At 73.4% G+C, this 14,847-nt stretch carries 16 protein-coding genes and 1 tRNA gene; 12 read left to right on the forward strand and 5 right to left on the reverse strand.

Annotated features, from left to right (window positions below):
• Nucleotides 1-113: 113 nt before the first annotated feature.
• A complete protein-coding gene (locus tag ACIBPC_RS22450; RefSeq protein WP_362961909.1) occupies nt 114-719 on the reverse strand; it encodes a histidine phosphatase family protein in 606 nt (201 codons plus the stop codon).
• A 189-nt stretch (nt 720-908) separates the two neighbouring features.
• On the opposite strand from ACIBPC_RS22450, the gene ACIBPC_RS22455 reads away from it, so the two are divergent.
• From ACIBPC_RS22455 to ACIBPC_RS22470, 4 genes are all read left to right on the forward strand, one after another.
• Nucleotides 909-1,793, forward strand: coding sequence for a phosphatase PAP2 family protein (locus tag ACIBPC_RS22455; RefSeq protein WP_362961752.1), 885 nt, complete (start codon nt 909-911; stop codon nt 1,791-1,793).
• 86 nt (nt 1,794-1,879) lie between these two features.
• On the forward strand, nt 1,880-2,239 hold the full coding sequence (locus tag ACIBPC_RS22460; RefSeq protein WP_362961754.1) for a hypothetical protein: 360 nt from the start codon (nt 1,880-1,882) through the stop codon (nt 2,237-2,239).
• 50 nt (nt 2,240-2,289) lie between these two features.
• Nucleotides 2,290-2,363 (forward strand) — tRNA-Lys (locus ACIBPC_RS22465).
• Nucleotides 2,364-2,513: 150 nt separating this feature from the next.
• Nucleotides 2,514-2,789, forward strand: coding sequence for a sigma factor-like helix-turn-helix DNA-binding protein (locus ACIBPC_RS22470; protein ID WP_362961756.1), 276 nt, complete (start codon nt 2,514-2,516; stop codon nt 2,787-2,789).
• Nucleotides 2,790-2,820: 31 nt separating this feature from the next.
• Here the strand turns inward: ACIBPC_RS22470 and ACIBPC_RS22475 are convergent, their stop codons facing one another.
• Complete coding sequence (locus ACIBPC_RS22475) at nt 2,821-4,035, reverse strand: M6 family metalloprotease domain-containing protein (RefSeq protein WP_398846996.1); 1,215 nt, start codon at nt 4,033-4,035, stop codon at nt 2,821-2,823.
• A gap of 349 nt (nt 4,036-4,384) precedes the next feature.
• On the opposite strand from ACIBPC_RS22475, the gene ACIBPC_RS22480 reads away from it, so the two are divergent.
• Complete coding sequence (locus tag ACIBPC_RS22480; RefSeq protein ID WP_398846997.1) at nt 4,385-6,139, forward strand: putative bifunctional diguanylate cyclase/phosphodiesterase; 1,755 nt, start codon at nt 4,385-4,387, stop codon at nt 6,137-6,139.
• 62 nt (nt 6,140-6,201) lie between these two features.
• Nucleotides 6,202-6,585, forward strand: a complete 384-nt coding sequence (locus ACIBPC_RS22485; protein WP_362961758.1) for a hypothetical protein — start codon at nt 6,202-6,204, stop codon at nt 6,583-6,585.
• 43 nt (nt 6,586-6,628) lie between these two features.
• Here ACIBPC_RS22485 and ACIBPC_RS22490 read toward each other — a convergent pair whose 3' ends face one another.
• Nucleotides 6,629-7,354: a decarboxylase gene (locus ACIBPC_RS22490; protein ID WP_398846999.1), complete on the reverse strand. Its 726-nt coding sequence runs from the start codon at nt 7,352-7,354 to the stop codon at nt 6,629-6,631.
• A gap of 49 nt (nt 7,355-7,403) precedes the next feature.
• Nucleotides 7,404-8,300 carry a decarboxylase gene (locus ACIBPC_RS22495; protein WP_362961762.1) on the reverse strand — a complete coding sequence of 299 codons (897 nt, stop codon included), beginning with the start codon at nt 8,298-8,300 and terminating at the stop codon, nt 7,404-7,406.
• A 206-nt stretch (nt 8,301-8,506) separates the two neighbouring features.
• Between ACIBPC_RS22495 and ACIBPC_RS22500 the strand changes: the two genes are divergently transcribed.
• Both ACIBPC_RS22500 and ACIBPC_RS22505 read left to right on the forward strand, forming a co-directional pair.
• Nucleotides 8,507-9,511: a D-2-hydroxyacid dehydrogenase gene (locus ACIBPC_RS22500; protein ID WP_398847000.1), complete on the forward strand. Its 1,005-nt coding sequence runs from the start codon at nt 8,507-8,509 to the stop codon at nt 9,509-9,511.
• The gene (locus ACIBPC_RS22505; RefSeq protein ID WP_398847002.1) at nt 9,508-10,965 is read left to right on the forward strand and encodes an amidase; all 1,458 of its coding nucleotides are present in this window, start codon (nt 9,508-9,510) and stop codon (nt 10,963-10,965) included. The genes ACIBPC_RS22500 and ACIBPC_RS22505 overlap by 4 nt, the downstream gene beginning before the upstream one ends.
• Here ACIBPC_RS22505 and ACIBPC_RS22510 read toward each other — a convergent pair.
• Nucleotides 10,946-11,470 carry a DUF3830 family protein gene (locus ACIBPC_RS22510; protein WP_362961768.1) on the reverse strand — a complete coding sequence of 175 codons (525 nt, stop codon included), beginning with the start codon at nt 11,468-11,470 and terminating at the stop codon, nt 10,946-10,948. The two genes, ACIBPC_RS22505 and ACIBPC_RS22510, sit on opposite strands and share 20 nt — an antisense overlap.
• A gap of 140 nt (nt 11,471-11,610) precedes the next feature.
• Between ACIBPC_RS22510 and ehuB the strand changes: the two genes are divergently transcribed.
• The 4 genes from ehuB (at nt 11,611) to ehuA (ending at nt 14,789) form a co-directional block, all read left to right on the forward strand.
• Entirely contained in the window at nt 11,611-12,525 is a 915-nt protein-coding gene (ehuB, locus tag ACIBPC_RS22515; protein ID WP_362961915.1) for an ectoine/hydroxyectoine ABC transporter substrate-binding protein EhuB, read from the forward strand.
• Nucleotides 12,522-13,265 (forward strand): ectoine/hydroxyectoine ABC transporter permease subunit EhuC, encoded by a 744-nt coding sequence (gene ehuC, locus ACIBPC_RS22520; protein WP_398847005.1) that lies wholly within the window; start codon nt 12,522-12,524, stop codon nt 13,263-13,265. Before ehuB ends, ehuC begins: the two co-directional genes overlap by 4 nt.
• Nucleotides 13,262-13,915 (forward strand): ectoine/hydroxyectoine ABC transporter permease subunit EhuD, encoded by a 654-nt coding sequence (gene ehuD, locus ACIBPC_RS22525; RefSeq protein WP_362961772.1) that lies wholly within the window; start codon nt 13,262-13,264, stop codon nt 13,913-13,915. Before ehuC ends, ehuD begins: the two co-directional genes overlap by 4 nt.
• 67 nt (nt 13,916-13,982) lie before the next feature.
• Nucleotides 13,983-14,789, forward strand: a complete 807-nt coding sequence (ehuA, locus tag ACIBPC_RS22530; RefSeq protein WP_398847164.1) for an ectoine/hydroxyectoine ABC transporter ATP-binding protein EhuA — start codon at nt 13,983-13,985, stop codon at nt 14,787-14,789.
• Nucleotides 14,790-14,847: the final 58 nt, after the last annotated feature.

The following is a 14,847-nucleotide window of genomic DNA, read 5'->3' on the forward strand; positions in this document are numbered from 1 at the left end:
ACCCACGCGGAGACCTGTCCGGCACTCCGCCCGCCGACCGATCAGAGTTCTTCCACGGATCAGAGCGCCCCCACCGATCAGGACCCCGCCACCGCGGGGAGCCGTGCCGCCGGTCAGGCGGCCCCGTCGAGGTGCCCGGTGTCGTTCCAGCGTTCGATCGCCGGGCCGCCGTACGCCGAGGTGAGGCCGCACAGCGCCGCCGGATCGAGCCGCAGCCGCGCGGCGAAGGACACGTCCTCGCCGAGCCAGCGCGCCGCGATGGCGCGCGCGATGTGGCCGTGCGCGAAGACGACGGCGTCGCGGTCGGCCGACCTGGCCCAGGCCACCACCTCGTCGGCGCGCGCGGCGAGCGCCTCCAGCGTCTCGCCGCCGGTGACGCCGTCGCGCCAGATCAGCCAGCCGGGGCCGCGCCGCTCGGCGATCTGCGCGGGCGTGCGGCCCTCCTCGTCGCCGTAGTCCCATTCGCGCAGCGCGTCCCAGTCGGCCGCGCGCCCGCCGAACCCGGCCAGCTCGCAGGTCTCGCGCGCCCGGGAGAGCGGGCTCGTGCGGACCTCGGCGTCCGGCAGGCCGTGCCACGGCGCGGCCTGGAGCCGCCGGCCCAGTGCCTTGGCCTGGTCGCGGCCCTCGTCCAGCAGGGGGACGTCGGTGTGTCCTGTGTGCCGTCCGGACACCGACCAGGCAGTCCGTCCGTGTCGGACCAGCACGAGGCGCGCCGCCATGACCATCCTTCCGTTCGTCACATCGGTCACTCATCATCTCGCAGGCAACCGCAGGGGTCGCCCCTGGCGTCTGTTCCAGCACCCTTCGGCTTACGGTTGGGTGTGGTTCGCCTGACCGTGACGGGCCCGGCCGCCGCCAGACGACGCGACGTGACGAAGTGAACACCAGGGAACATGGAGTAGGAGCGTATGTGTCGAGACCGGCCACGCTGGTGGACCGAGCTGCTGCTGATCGCCGTCGTCTACGGCGCCTACTCGGGCGCGCGCCTGCTCGCGCGGGGTGATGTGAGCACGGCGGTGGACAACGGGCTCGCGATCCTCCGCATGGAGCGCGCGCTCTGGCTGCACCCCGAGGTGCCGCTGAACGAACTGTTCACCCAGGAGGCATGGCTCGGCGTCCCCTCGTCCTTCGCCTACGCGTCGCTGCACTACATCGTCACGCCCGCCGTACTCATCTGGCTCTTCCGCCGCAGGCCGCTGCACTACCGCCTGATGCGCACCTGGCTGCTCACCTCCACGATGCTCGGGCTGATCGGCTTCACGCTGCTCCCGACCTGCCCGCCGCGGCTGCTGCCCGGCGGCGAGGGCTTCGTGGACAGCCTGGCGCAGTACAGCCAGTACGGCTGGTGGACGAACGATGCGAGCGCGCCCAGCGGGATGGGCGACTTCACGAACCAGTTCGCCGCCATGCCCAGCCTGCACGTGGGCTGGTCGCTGTGGTGCGGCGTCGCGCTGTGGCACTACGGGTCGCGCTCGCTGTGGCTGAAGTCGGCCGCGCTCGCGTACCCGCTGATGACCACGATGGTCGTCATGGGCACCGCGAACCACTACTTCATGGACGCGGTCGCCGGTGTCGCCGTGATGACCGCGGGCCTGCTCCTCGCCCGCCCGCTGCTGCGGCTGTCGGAGCGCATACAGGACCGTCTCGGCACCGCCCGGCCGGTGCCGGGGACCGAGCACGACAGCCTGCCGTCGGGCCGCCTCGCGACGCGGGAGCCGTCCCGGCCCACGGGCGAACGGGTCGTGGCGCGGCACAATGGACCGGCGCGGGAGCCCGCGGCCCCGCCGTCCTGACGGCCGCGCCGCCGGGGGAGCGCGTCCGCCGTCCCCGCCCCGTACTCCCCCGCCGCACCGCCGCACCGCCCAGAAGGAGAGCGACCATGTCCGAGTCCGGTCCTGCACGCGAGCCTTCGGCCGGCCGTCCGCCGCAGTACCGCAGGCCCGCCGCCCTCTTCTTCGACCCTCCGGCGGGCCAGGCGGAGGACGAGCACTTCTTCGCGCTGGAGACCCTGACCGACCCGGGGGAGCTGATGGAGCGGGCGACCGAGCTGGCGGTGGCGTTCCAGGCGGCGGCCGACCGGGCGGTCGAGTTCCAGGCGTCGGCGGCGGCCCAGCTGGCCGATCCGCAGCGCTTCGACTGCCTGTCCCCCGCGGCCGTCGCCGACCGCGCGGGGTGGACCGAGGACTACGCCGTCAAGATGATCGCCTACGGCCGTGAGCTGCAACGGCGTCGCCCGTAGCCGATTTTTCTTCTGCGCCGTCAGGGTGCTAGAGTCAACGACGTCAGCAAGCGCCGCTAGCTCAGTTGGTTAGAGCAGCTGACTCTTAATCAGCGGGTCCGGGGTTCGAGTCCCTGGCGGCGCACAGACAGGGAAGCGCCCCACCAGCCGGAGACGGCGGGTGGGGCGCTTCTCGTTGCACCGGGGGCCGGCGGGGGCAAACGCGCCGGTCGGCGGGGGCGGGAGATTCGCGGAGTGCCGGACAGCGGCGCGGACCGGACCCTACGCTCAGGGCATGACCACATCAGAAGCCGATCCGATCAGCGAACTGTCCGGGCACATCGAGGCGACCCTGGCCGCCCTGGCCGCCATGCCCGACGCCATCGCACGCGAACGCGCCGCACGCCGGCTCGTGGACGAGGTGATACCCAGCGCGACCCGCAGACTCGCGGCCGTGCGGCGCGAGGTCGTCGTCGGCTTACGGGACGAGCGGTACAAGCTGCGGGAGATCGGCGAGATGCTCGGCCTGTCCGTGTCGCGCGTCAACCAGATCGCGCGGGGCAACAAGTGACACCTCCCGCGCCGCCCGCCGGGGGCGCCGCTCAGCCGCGGGTGACCTTGATGTCCCAGCCGCCCGTGGCGGTCCGCTCCCCGACCTCCACGCGCACGCCCGAGCCCTCGTCGTAGTAGCTCTCGCCGGTCTCCAGCGGGGCGTCGGCGAGCCGGGGGTGGACGGAGCCCGCCTGGCAGGCGCTGGTGCCCGGATGGCCGTCGAGGACCTCCACCGGGCCGTCGGCGGACGCGACGTCGCTGCGCACGCGGTAGAGCAGGACGCCGCGGGTGCAGCTGCTCGCGTCGTTGCCCGTGGGTGTCCTGGCCTCGGCGACGAGGGCCTCGGACGGGCCGGTGCGGATGACGGCGAGCCGGAGGTCGGAGCCGGTGGCGCCGGGCGTCAGCGGGGCGCCGAGCGGCTGCAGCGTGTGGTGGCTGGCGCCCGGGGAGCGCACGCAGGCGACGTGGCCCGCCGTGAGCCAGCCGAGCTTCCACTTGTGCCAGCCGAAGAGTTCGGGGGCGAGGCCGAACTGGCTGCCCATGAGGTCCCAGTCCCCCACATGGGTGTCCCAGTCGCCGAAGCCGTCCTCCGGCCGGTTGTACAGGTCCGGCAGGTCGAACACATGGCCGGTCTCATGGGCGAGCACATGGCGGTCCGGCGGGCGGCGTTCGAAAACGGTCACGATCCGCCGGATCTCGGCGTCCCCGACCGTCACGGGGCTGTCGAAGTTGACCACCTTGGTCGCGTCGGAATCCACGCCCGGGGCGTCCGGATCGGCGACGAGGTAGACGATGTCGTACGCCGCCAGGTCGACGCGCGGCGCCACCGCGCCGAGCGCGTCCCCCAGGTAGGCGGACCGTTTCTCCGGCTCCCAGTCGCGCTGTATGCCGTACGCGGCCGACCGCTCGGGCATCTCGATCCACTCGCCGACGACGGTCTCGCGCAGGTCGAGCTGTCCATAGGAAGCGGTGTCGAAGTAGTCGGAAGTCGCCGGGAAGTAGTCACGGGCGATCCGTTCCGGAGTGGTGCGCGGTTCGGCGTCCGGGAAGGACAGGAAGAGCATCACGGCCCGCAGGGTGCCGACCGGGCGGGGGTACTCCTCGTTCCACCCGGCCACGCCCTCCGAGTGGTGGACGCCGGTGCGCGGCAGGCTGCACGGCTCGTCGGCCACGGCGTCGGGACCGGGCCCCGACGTCAGCGTCGTGCCCATGACGGCGGCCAGGACCGTGAGGACGGCCGCCGGGCGGCGGTGGGAACGGCGCACTTCGACCTCCCGTACGGGCCGTAGGGGACACCGCCACCACTCTGTTCAGATTTGCCGGGGAATGACCTGTTTCACTAGGCCGCCCGAGTCATGGGCAATACGATTACCCTGCGTATCGTTCAATCGAGAACGATCGTGTCCATCAACCGCTCGGGCAGAAACGGTCAGCCAATCGAAACGTAGTCGTCCGCTCACCACACGCTGACCGGGGCGGGCGGCAGAAGCACTGGCTCCACCCGCTTCCCAGCCTCTATGATCGCCACATTTCCAGCGCGGATGCGCGGGCGGACGGGCGGGAGCGGCCGTCGGCGCCATCCACCAGGCGACCAGTGCCCTCCGGGAGCGATCGGTGAACGGACCCCCCCAAGGACCGGGCCAAGACCCCGGCGGCGGCCCCGGCCTGGGCCCGTCACCGTTCACGGAGAGTAAGGTTCACCGTGATTACCAGGCCGCCTTCCGGATCGCCCAGCTGCCGATGGCGCTGGTTGGCAGATCAGGGCATATCGTCTCGGCCAACCCCGCGTTCGGCCTGCTCCTCGGCGTCGAGCCCGCCTCGCTCGCCGGGCTGCGCGCCGACTCGGTGACCGGCCTCGGGCTCGACGGCCGCACCCGCGGCTCGTACCACGCCGTGCTGCGCGGCCACAGCGACCGCATGCGCTGCACGCGCCGCCTCAAGCACGCCGACGGGCACACCCTGTGGGCCGAGGTGACCGTGCTGCCCATCGAGCGCGGCGACTCGGCGGCCCTGCTGACCGTCCAGGACATCAGCGAGCGCCGCGACCTCCAGGAGCGCCTGCGCCACATCCAGATGCACGACCCGGTGACGCGGCTGCCGAACCGCGCCCTGTTCTTCGAACGCCTCACCGCCGCGCTCGCCGAGTCCGCCACCGGACGCATCGGCCTGTGCTACCTCGACCTCGACGGCTTCAAGGCCGTCAACGACACCCTCGGCCACCGCGTCGGCGACCAGCTCCTCGGCGCCGCCGCCCAGCGGCTGGCGCATTGCGCAACCGGCGCGGGCGGCCACCTGGTGGCGCGGCTCGGCGGGGACGAGTTCGCCGTGCTGGTGGAGGGGTCGAGCGGCACCGAGCAGCTGACCGGCCTCGCCGAGGGGCTGCTGACGGCGCTCCAGCGCCCGTTCGACCTCGCCGGGCAGCGGCTCGCCGTCTCGGCGAGCATCGGCGTGGTGGAGCGCGAGTCCGCCGGGACGACGGCGACCGGCCTCATGCAGGCCGCCGACACGACGCTGTACTGGGCCAAGGCGGACGGCAAGGCGCGCTGGACGCTCTTCGACCCCGAGCGCAACGCACACCGCATGACGCGGCAGTCGCTGTCGTCCACGCTGCGCCCGGCCGTGGAGCGCGGCGAGTTCCGCCTGGAGTACCAGCCGATCGTCGGACTGGCGGACGACGTGGTGCGGGGCGCGGAGGCGCTGGTGCGCTGGCAGCACCCGCAGTTCGGGCGGCTCGGCCCCGACAAGTTCGTGGGGCTCGCCGAGGAGAACGGGGCGATCGTCCCGCTGGGCCGCTGGGTGCTGAACGAGGCGTGCCGCCAGGCCCGCCGCTGGCAGCTGGAGACGCCGGGCCCTCCGCTGTTCGTCAGCGTGAACGTGGCGGTACGCCAGGTGTGGGACTCGGACCTGGTGAGCGATGTGGCGGCGGCGCTGCGCGACTCCGGGCTGCCGTCCGGGCTGCTCCAGCTGGAACTGACCGAGTCGGCCGTCATGGGCTCCGCGGGCCGCCCGCTCCAGGCGCTCCAGGCGCTCTCGGACATGGGCGTGCGCATCGCCATCGACGACTTCGGCACCGGCTACTCGAACCTCGCCTACCTCAGCAGGCTGCCCGTGCGCGCGCTGAAGCTGGACGGCACGTTCGTCCGCGGCTTCCGCACCGCGCGGCACCTGAACCCGGCGGACGAGACGATCGTGACGTCCCTCGTGCAGCTCGCGCACAAGCTCGGCCTCACCGTCACCGCCGAGTGCGTCGAGGGCCCCGCGCAGGCGGAACGGCTGCGCCGCATCGGCTGCGACACGGGCCAGGGCTGGCACTACGCGAAACCCATGTCCGCCGACCACCTGACGGTGCTGCTGGCCGCCCGCGGCTGACCCGGGCGCGGTGCCCGTCGCGCTCTGGACCGGCCGCCCCGCTGCGGCCATACTCCCGGTGCATGACGATCACGGCTGACCCCCTGACTCCCGACCGCTTCGACGCGCTCCTGACCGACACCTCCGTGCCCGTGGTGCACCGGGCACTGTGGGCACTCCTGTGGGAGACCGACATACGGGTGCTCGATCTGCTGGCGCTCGACGTGGCGGACACCGCCCCCGACGCGCGGCGCATAAGACCCGGCACCCCGCCGGTCGGCCCCCGGGCCGCCGCGCTGCTGGCGCAACTGGTGGGGACGCGGACGTCCGGGCCGCTGTTCGCGGTCGGGCGCGCCGGGGAACGGGCGCTGACCTGGGAGGAGGCGGTACGGGTCGCCACCGCGCGCGGTCTTGCGATCCACACGCTGCGGGCCGCGGGGAAGACGTACCGCCCCCGGGCGGACTGACGGCGGGCGGCCGACCGGTGGCCCGGCCCGGCCGCCGGGCCCGTCAGCCGAACAGCGATCCCATCGCGGGGCAGCGGACGGGCCCGTGGCCCAGGAGGCGCAGGCCCTCCCAGGCGGTGACCTGGTTGGCCGTCAGGACCGGCTTGCCGACCGCCGCCTCCAGGTCGGGCAGCCAGGCGGCGGTGTGGAGGGCCGTGTCCGGCAGCAGCACCGCCTCGGCGGCCGGGTCGTCGCCCTCGCGGGCCAGGGCGAGGACCTCGTCGCGGCCCCAGGTGCCGACCTCGGCGGCGGTGATGACGCCGCTGCCGCGCAGCCCCGTGACCTCGGCGCCCGACGCCCGCAGGAAGTCGCCGAAGAGCGCGGCCACGTCGTCCGGGTACGTGGCGGCGACCGCGACCCGCCGTACACCCGCCGCCCGCACGGCGCGGGCGAAGGCGAACGACGTGCTGGACGCGGGCAGCCCCGCGCGCTCCGCCAGCCGCTCCACCTGCTCGCCCGCGCCCGCCCAGCCGTAGACGAAGCTGGCGCTCGTGCACGCCCAGACGACGGCGCCGGGGCGGTGGGGCGCCAGGTCGCCGAGGACGGCGGTCAGGCGGTCCACGGACCCCATCTCCAGGAGCGCGTCGACGCGGTGCGCGTCGGTGCCGATGTCGGTGTGGACGAGCGGCAGCCGCACGTCGGCGCCCGCCTCGTTGAGGAGCGCCTCCATGCGCGGGAAGTCGTCCTCGGCGGAGTGGCCCGGGTAGAGGAAGCCGGCAGTCGCGGTCATCGCGGTCATGGTGTCGCTCCGTTCCTGCTGCGGGTGGGGGAGGTGACGCTCAGCGGTCGTCGTCGGGCGGCGCGGGGTCCGCCGCGTCCCCCGGCGCGGCCTCGGGGTCGGCGCCCGGGTCGGCCTCAGGGCCGGTGACGGGCGCGACGGCCACGGCCGGGACGGGCGGCGCGACCGGCGGGGCGGGCGGCAGGGACACGGGCCCGCGTCTCGCCGCCGGGTCGAGGAGCGCCTGGTACGGGCCGACGGCCGCCTTGCCGAGCGAGCGCAGCGCGGCCCAGACGGTGACCTGGTTGGCCGAGATGACGGGCATGCGCAGCTCGGCCTCCAGCTGCGGGATGACGTCGTACGTCGGCAGGTTCGTACAGCTGATGAACAGCGCGTCGGGCGCGCCGGTGACGGCCTGCCGCGCCATGTCCACCACGTCCCGGTACCCGACGCGCCAGATCTCCCGCGTCAGGCCGAGGTAGCTGCGGCCGGTGACCTCGATCCCGCCCTCCGCGAGGTAGGTCTCCAGGGCGTCCGTGACGGACCTGGTGTACGGGGTAACGACGGCTATGCGGCGCGCGTCCAGTTCGCGGAGCGCGTCGAGCAGGGCGCCCGAGGTGGTGACGGCCGGCATGTTCCCGGCCGCCGCCATCGCCGCCGTCATGGCGCGCTCCCCCGCGACACCGCCGACGAAGCTGCCCGACGTGCAGGCGTACGCGACGACCTCGGGGCTGACGGCGCACAGCGCGCCGACGGCGGCGCGCAGCGTCTCGTGCTCGCTGACGAGCCGGGCCAGGTCGAGGCTGACCTCGACGGGGACGAACGGCGTGCGGGTCAGGTGCAGCGACACGTCGTCGGGCACCCAGCGCCACAGTTCGCGGTCGAGCGCGAAGTCGAACGGCGCGACGACGCCGACGCCGCGCTGGGGCCGCGGCCCGCCCAGGAAGGAGACATCCATACGTGAACCCCGATTCGACGGAAGGGAAGGGGCGGTGCTGATGGACAGATGCTGTTGTGGGGGGCGGCGCCGGGACGTGCCGTGACCGGTCCTGGGCGGACTGCGGCGGCAGGGGCCCGCGTTGACGAAGGTAGGTCTGCTTCCTACCGTGGTCAATCCTCGGATTCCACCCAAACAGGCAAGCGTTTCGGAACGGTTTCTCCTCCATGTCACCTGCCCCGCCAGTCCTTCACCCCGGTCGCACGCCCCGCCTCGTCGTGCTGGACGACGACCCGCCGCCGCGCCTCGGGCGCCTCGCCGGGCGCGCCGAGGTGGTGTCCGTGACGGACGCCGCCGGTCTCGCCGCAGAACTGCCGCGCGCCGATGTCCTGCTCGTGTGGGACTTCCTGTCGGACGCGGTGCGCGACGCGTGGCCGGCGGACGGCCCTGTCCCCCGCTGGGTGCACACGGCGAGCGCGGGCGTGGACCGGCTGCTGTTCCCCGGGCTGGCGGGCTCCGGCGCGGTGGTGACGAACGCGCGGGGCGTCTTCGACCAGCCGATCGCCGAGTACGTCGCGGGCCTCGTCCTGGCCATGGCCAAGGACCTGTACGGCAGCTGGGACCTCCAGCGGGAGCGCCGCTGGCGGCACCGGGAGACGGAGAAGGTCGCCGGGAGCCGGGCCGTGGTGGTGGGCGCGGGGCCGATCGGGCGGCGCGTCGGCGCACTGCTCGGCGCGCTGGGCGTGACCGTGGAGCTGGTCGGGCGGCGCGCGCGGCCCGGCGTGCGCGGGGCGGACGAACTGCCGTCGCTGCTCGGGGAGGCGGACTGGGTGGTGTGCGCGGCGCCGCTGACGGACGCGACGCGCGGCATGTTCGACGCGGCGGCGTTCGCGCGGATGCGGCCAGGGGCACGCTTCATCAACGTGGGCCGCGGCCAGCACGTGGTGGAGGAGGACCTGGCGCGCGCCCTGGCGCAGGGGCGCCCGGCGGGGGCGGCGCTGGACGTGTTCGCCACCGAGCCGCTGCCGCCCGACAGCCCGCTGTGGTCGGCCCCTGGGCTGGTCGTCTCGCCGCACATGAGCGGGGACACGGTCGGCTGGCGCGACGACCTGGGCGCGCAGTTCCTCGACAACTTCGACCGCTGGGAGGCGGGCGAGCCGCTGCGGAACGTGGTGGACATGCGGCTCGGCTACGTCCCGTCCGACCCCTTGGACACGACGGAGGACCGATGACGGATCTCACCGCGCTGGGCGCGACCCGGCTGGCCGCGGGGTACGCGGCGCGCGACTTCTCGCCCGTGGAGGTGGCGCTGGCCGTCCTGGACCGGGCGGAGGCGGCCCAGGCGGCGGTGAACGCGTTCGTCTCGGTCGACCGCGCGGGCGCGCTCGCCGGGGCGCGGGCGTCGGAGCTGCGGTGGGAGCGGGGCGAGCCGCTCGGCCCGCTGGACGGCGTGCCGGTGACCGTGAAGGACATCCTGCTGCAGCGCGGCGGCCCGACGCGGCGGGGCTCGGCCGCCGTCCCCGCGGGCGAGGGGCCGTGGGAGGAGGACGCCCCGGCGGTGGCGCGGCTGCGGGAGTCGGGGGCGGTGTTCGCGGGGAAGACGACGACGCCCGAGTTCGGCTGGAAGGGCGTGACGGACTCGCCGCTGTCGGGCGTGACGGGCAACCCGTACGACGCCTCCCGCACGGCGGGCGGGTCGAGCGGCGGGAGCGCGGCGGCGGTGGCGCTGGGCGCGGGGCCGCTGAGCCTGGGCACGGACGGGGGCGGCTCGGTGCGCATCCCGGCGTCGTTCTGTGGGATCTTCGCGCTGAAGCCGACGTACGGGCGGGTGCCGCTGTACCCGGCGAGCGCGTTCGGAACGCTGGCGCACGTCGGGCCGATGACGCGGGACGCGGCGGACGCGGCGCTGCTGATGGACGTGATCGCCCGTCCCGACGCGCGCGACTGGTCGCAGCTCGCGCCGGTGACGAGGAGCTTCCGCAACGCCCTGGTGGCGGGCGCGGCGCGCGTACGGGGCCTGCGGATCGCGTACTCGCCCGCGCTGTGGCCGGGGGTGCCGGTGGCGCCCGCCGTGGCGGCGGCGGTGCGGGGGGCGGTGGACCGGCTGGCGGAGCTGGGCGCGGAGGTGGCGGAGGCCGACCCGCCGCTGCCGCCGGTGGAGGAGCTGCGGGAGGCGTTCCATGTCCTGTGGTTCAGCGGCGCTGCGCGGGTGACGCAGCACCTGGACGGCGCGGCGGTCGCGGCGCTCGACCCGGGCCTGGCGGAGGTGCGGGAGCGGGGCGCGCGGTACGGGGCGCTGGACTACCTGGCGGCGGTCGATGTGCGGATGGCGGCGGGGCGGGCGATGGGCGGCTTCCACGAGCGCTTCGACGTGCTGGTGACGCCGACGCTGCCGCTGACCGCGTTCGGCGCGGGCCGCGAGGTGCCGGAGGGCTCGGGGATGGCGCGGTGGACGGAGTGGACGCCGTTCACGTACCCGTTCAACATGACGCAGCAGCCCGCCGCGTCCCTGCCGTGCGGCGTGGACGGCGACGGGCTGCCGGTCGGGCTCCAGCTGGTCGCGGCGCGGCACGCGGACGCGGCGGTCCTGCGGGTGGCGCACGCGCTGTACGAGGCGGGCGTGGCCGCGGTGCCGGCGCCGCCCGTGCCGCCCGTGCCGGGTGCGGTCAGGCCCGGCGGAAGCTGAGCGTCTCGCCGACGGCCCCGGCGCGCCACAGGTCCTGGCAGGCGTCCGCCATGCGGTCGAGGCCGTCCACGACGGTGCCCCAGACGATGCCGGGGACCCAGCCCGCGTCGCCGTTGATCAGCAGGTTGTTGCGCTCGTAGAAGAGGGCGAGGTCCACGACGGTGGCGCGGTCGCGGTGGGCGGCGCCGCTGCCGTAGCCGTACGAGGCGGTGCCGAGCTGGGTGTCGGTGAAGGTGAAGTAGCACAGGTCGCCGGGGATGGGGGTGACCGTGGGGTTCTCCAGCGGGGGCTCCTCGGCGGCGAAGGTGGGCACGAGGGTGTAGATCTCGTTCCGCGCGTACTTGGCGTGATACACGTCACCCCCCAGCGGCAGGGCGTCCCAGACGGCGGCGCAGGTGCGGGGGGCGCGGTCGGTGAGCAGGCGGGCGGTGCAGCTCACGCCGCGCAGGTCGAGCGAGACGGTGAGGAAGCGCTCCGGGGCGGCGTTCGGTTCGTGGTCGGCCATGGATTCCAGCCTCCTGGTGCTGCCGGGTCGGAAGGTCGCTGTGGGGTCTGACGGTCGTGTCCCGGGACTGTTTCCCCGCCTCCGCGGAAGAAGTCTCAAGAAGTCGCATGGATCGTGTGGACCTGGGTAGCCGCGCCGCCATGGCTCCACCAGTGAGAACAATACGGACATATAACAGGAGACAAGGCGGTATCAGCCGGCGCTCGCTTCTGGCGGGCGTCGCGGCATTGGGGGCCCTCGGCGCCGCCGGGTGCAGCCGCGTCGCGGCCGAGGGCACCGTGGAGGGCGGTGACCTCCTCGACCGGCTGCGGGACCGCGGCGAGGTCAAGGTGGGCATCGCGAACGAGCCGCCGTTCGGCTACGTGGACGACGACGGCGAGCCCACCGGCGAGGCGCCCGAGGTGGCCAAGGCGATCTTCAGCCGGCTCGGCATCGACCGGATCACACCGGTTCCGGTCGATTTCAGCGCGTTGATCCCCGGCCTCAAGGCCCAGCAGTTCGACGTGGTGTCGGCCGGGATGACGATCAACCCGCCGCGCTGCGAGCAGGTGCTGTTCGCCGACCCCGACTTCCTGATGCTCGACGCGTTCATCGTCGCCCCGGGCAACCCCAAGAACATCACCACCTACGAGGACATCGCCGAGCAGGGCCTGCGGATGGCGACCGGCCAGGCGTACGCCCAGATCGGGTACGCCGAGGCCGCCGGGATCCCGAGCAGCGACGTGCTGATCCTCCCCGACCAGGTCGCCGGGCTCGACGCCGTGGCGCAGGGCCGGGTGGACGCCTTCGCCGGGACGAACGTGACGGTCACCGGCGTCACCGAGGGCAGCAGCCGCGCGGAGCCGAGCGAGCCGTTCCAGCCCATGGTGGACGGCGAGCCCGCGCTCGGCGCCGGGGGCTTCGCGTTCCGGCTCACCGAGCGGAACCTGCGGGACGCGTTCAACGAGGAGCTGCACCGCCTCAAGGACAGCGGCGAGCTGCTGGAGATCGTGCGCCCCTTCGGCTTCACCGAGGCGGAGATGACCGACCTCACGGCCGAGGAGCTGTGCCGATGATGACCCAGGGCATGTTCACCACGTACTTCCTGCCGGGGATCTGGATCACGATCCAGGTGACCGTCTACAGCGCGCTGTTCGCCGCCGCGGTGGCGTTCCTCGTCGGCACGCTGCGGACGTCGCGCCTGTGGATCGTCCGCTTCCTCGCCGGGTGCTACTTCGAGATCTTCCGGGGCATGTCGGCGCTCGTCCTCATGTTCTTCCTCGTCTTCTCGCTGCCGCTCATGCTGCGCTGGCAGCTCGTCCCCATGTGGGCGGGCGTCCTGGCGCTCGGCCTGACGTACGGCGCGTACGGGTCGGAGATCGTACGGGGCGCGCTCGCCGCCGTACCGGCCGCTCAGCGCGAGGCGGGGGTCGCGCTGGGCTTCAGCCGGGCACAGCGGCTGCGGCGCATCGAGATCCCGCAGGCCTGGCCCGAGATGGTGCCGCCGTTCAACAACCTGCTGATCGAGCTGCTGAAGGGGACCTCGCTGGTCTCCGTGATCATGGTGGCCGACGTGACGTTCGCGGCGAACCTGGTCCGCTTCGCGAACAACGAGAGCGCGCCGGTCTACACGCTGCTGCTCGTCGTCTACTTCGCCCTGGCCTTCGTCCTCACCCGCGGCATGCGCCTGCTGGAGCGGCGCGCCAAGGCGGGCGTCGGACAGGCACCGCCGCACGGCGGGCTGCTGGGCAAGGGGCTGCGCCAGGACGCCGGTGAGGGCGCGGGCGCGCTGACGGCGGGGGGTGCGGCCCGATGACCTTCGACTGGGACGTCGTCGACGCCTACATGCCGCGCTTCTGGGACGGCGTGCAGCTGACCCTCCAGGCGCTGGTGCTCGGCTCCCTGATCGCGTTCGCGCTGGGCCTCGTGTGGGCCATGGCGCAGCGGTCGCCGTACCGGTGGGTGCGGTGGCCGGTGACCGCGGTCACGGAGTTCATCCGGAGCACGCCGCTGCTCGTGCAGCTCTTCTTCCTGTTCTACGTGGTGCCGGAGTGGGGGCCCTCGATGTCCCCGCTCACGACCGGGATCATCGGTCTCGGCCTGCACTACTCGACGTACACGGCCGAGGTCTACCGTGCCGGTATCGGCGGTGTGCCGGCCGGCCAGTGGGAGGCCGCGACCGCGCTGAGCCTGCCGCGCTCGCGGACGTGGATCGCGGTCATCCTGCCGCAGGCGATCCGCCGCGTGGTCCCCGCGCTCGGCAACTACGTCATCGCGATGCTGAAGGACTCCCCGATGATCGCCATCATCGGGGCGCTGGACATGTTCGGAGAGGCCAAGAGCTTCAGCAACGAGACCTTCACCAGCGAGGCGTACGTCATCGTCGGCGTCGCCTTCGTCGTCATCGCCTATCCCGCCTCTCTGCTCATCCGACTTCTGGAGCGCCGCCTTGCCGTCACCAGCTGAGACACCCGAGATCCCCCCGACCGAATCCACCGGCGCCACCGGCCCCGAGCCGACCGTCGCCGACCCGCTGGTCCCCGACGTGCTGACGAAGCAGGACAGCCGCGCCGCGGGCAGCGAGCTGGTGCGCTTCGAGAACGTCACCAAGCGCTTCGGCGGGACGACCGTCCTCGACCGGCTCGACTTCTCCGTCGCGGCGGGCAAGCACGTCACGCTCATCGGCCCCTCGGGCTCGGGCAAGACGACGATCCTGCGCCTGCTGATGACGCTGCTGACCCCCGACGAGGGCACCATCCGCGTGGACGGCGACCTGCTGACCCACGAGGAGCGGGGCGGCCGCCTCGTCAAGGCGGGCGACCGCCACGTCCGCGAGGTGCGCAAGAAGATCGGCATGGTCTTCCAGCAGTTCAACCTCTTCCCGAACATGAGGGTCCTGCGCAACGTGATGGAGGCGCCGGTCCACGTCCTCGGCCTCTCCAAGGACGAGGCGGAGCAGCGTGCCCGCGAACTGATCGAGCTGGTCGGCCTGTCCGAGCAGCTCGACAAGTACCCGAGCCAGCTGTCCGGCGGCCAGCAGCAGCGCGTCGCGATCGCCCGCGCGCTGGCGATGCGCCCGCAGGTGCTGCTGCTTGACGAGGTGACGTCCGCGCTCGACCCCGAGCTGGTCGCGGGCGTCCTCGACGTGCTGCGGGACATCGCCCACAGCACCGACATCACCATGCTGTGCGTGACGCACGAGATGAGCTTCGCCCGGGACATCTCGGACGCGGTCCTCATGTTCGACAAGGGCCGGATCGTGGAGTCGGGTTCGCCCGACAAGATGTTCAGCGACCCGGAGAACGCCAGGACGAGGGAGTTCCTCAGCACGGTGCTGTGACCCTCCGCCCGCACGTGGCGCCGCGTACCTCCCCGGCGGGCGGCGAACGGCCGGAACC

This window comes from Streptomyces sp. NPDC049879 (assembly GCF_044461265.1).
GTDB lineage: Bacteria > Actinomycetota > Actinomycetes > Streptomycetales > Streptomycetaceae > Streptomyces.

Excerpts from the sequence above, each read along its gene's own strand:
- ACIBPC_RS22510 (WP_362961768.1), bottom strand. The coding sequence starts at position 11,470 with ATGGCCGACCACGAACCGAACGCCGCCCCGGAGCGCTTCCTCACCGTC.
- ACIBPC_RS22485 (WP_362961758.1), top strand. The coding sequence starts at position 6,202 with ATGACGATCACGGCTGACCCCCTGACTCCCGACCGCTTCGACGCGCTC.
- ACIBPC_RS22460 (WP_362961754.1), top strand. The coding sequence starts at position 1,880 with ATGTCCGAGTCCGGTCCTGCACGCGAGCCTTCGGCCGGCCGTCCGCCG.
- ACIBPC_RS22505 (WP_398847002.1), top strand. The coding sequence starts at position 9,508 with ATGACGGATCTCACCGCGCTGGGCGCGACCCGGCTGGCCGCGGGGTAC.
- ehuC (WP_398847005.1), top strand. The coding sequence starts at position 12,522 with ATGATGACCCAGGGCATGTTCACCACGTACTTCCTGCCGGGGATCTGG.
- ACIBPC_RS22450 (WP_362961909.1), bottom strand. The coding sequence starts at position 719 with ATGGCGGCGCGCCTCGTGCTGGTCCGACACGGACGGACTGCCTGGTCG.
- ACIBPC_RS22490 (WP_398846999.1), bottom strand. The coding sequence starts at position 7,354 with ATGACCGCGACTGCCGGCTTCCTCTACCCGGGCCACTCCGCCGAGGAC.
- ACIBPC_RS22495 (WP_362961762.1), bottom strand. The coding sequence starts at position 8,300 with ATGGATGTCTCCTTCCTGGGCGGGCCGCGGCCCCAGCGCGGCGTCGGC.
- ACIBPC_RS22455 (WP_362961752.1), top strand. The coding sequence starts at position 909 with ATGTGTCGAGACCGGCCACGCTGGTGGACCGAGCTGCTGCTGATCGCC.
- ACIBPC_RS22500 (WP_398847000.1), top strand. The coding sequence starts at position 8,507 with ATGTCACCTGCCCCGCCAGTCCTTCACCCCGGTCGCACGCCCCGCCTC.
- ehuB (WP_362961915.1), top strand. The coding sequence starts at position 11,611 with ATGGCTCCACCAGTGAGAACAATACGGACATATAACAGGAGACAAGGC.
- ehuD (WP_362961772.1), top strand. The coding sequence starts at position 13,262 with ATGACCTTCGACTGGGACGTCGTCGACGCCTACATGCCGCGCTTCTGG.
- ACIBPC_RS22470 (WP_362961756.1), top strand. The coding sequence starts at position 2,514 with ATGACCACATCAGAAGCCGATCCGATCAGCGAACTGTCCGGGCACATC.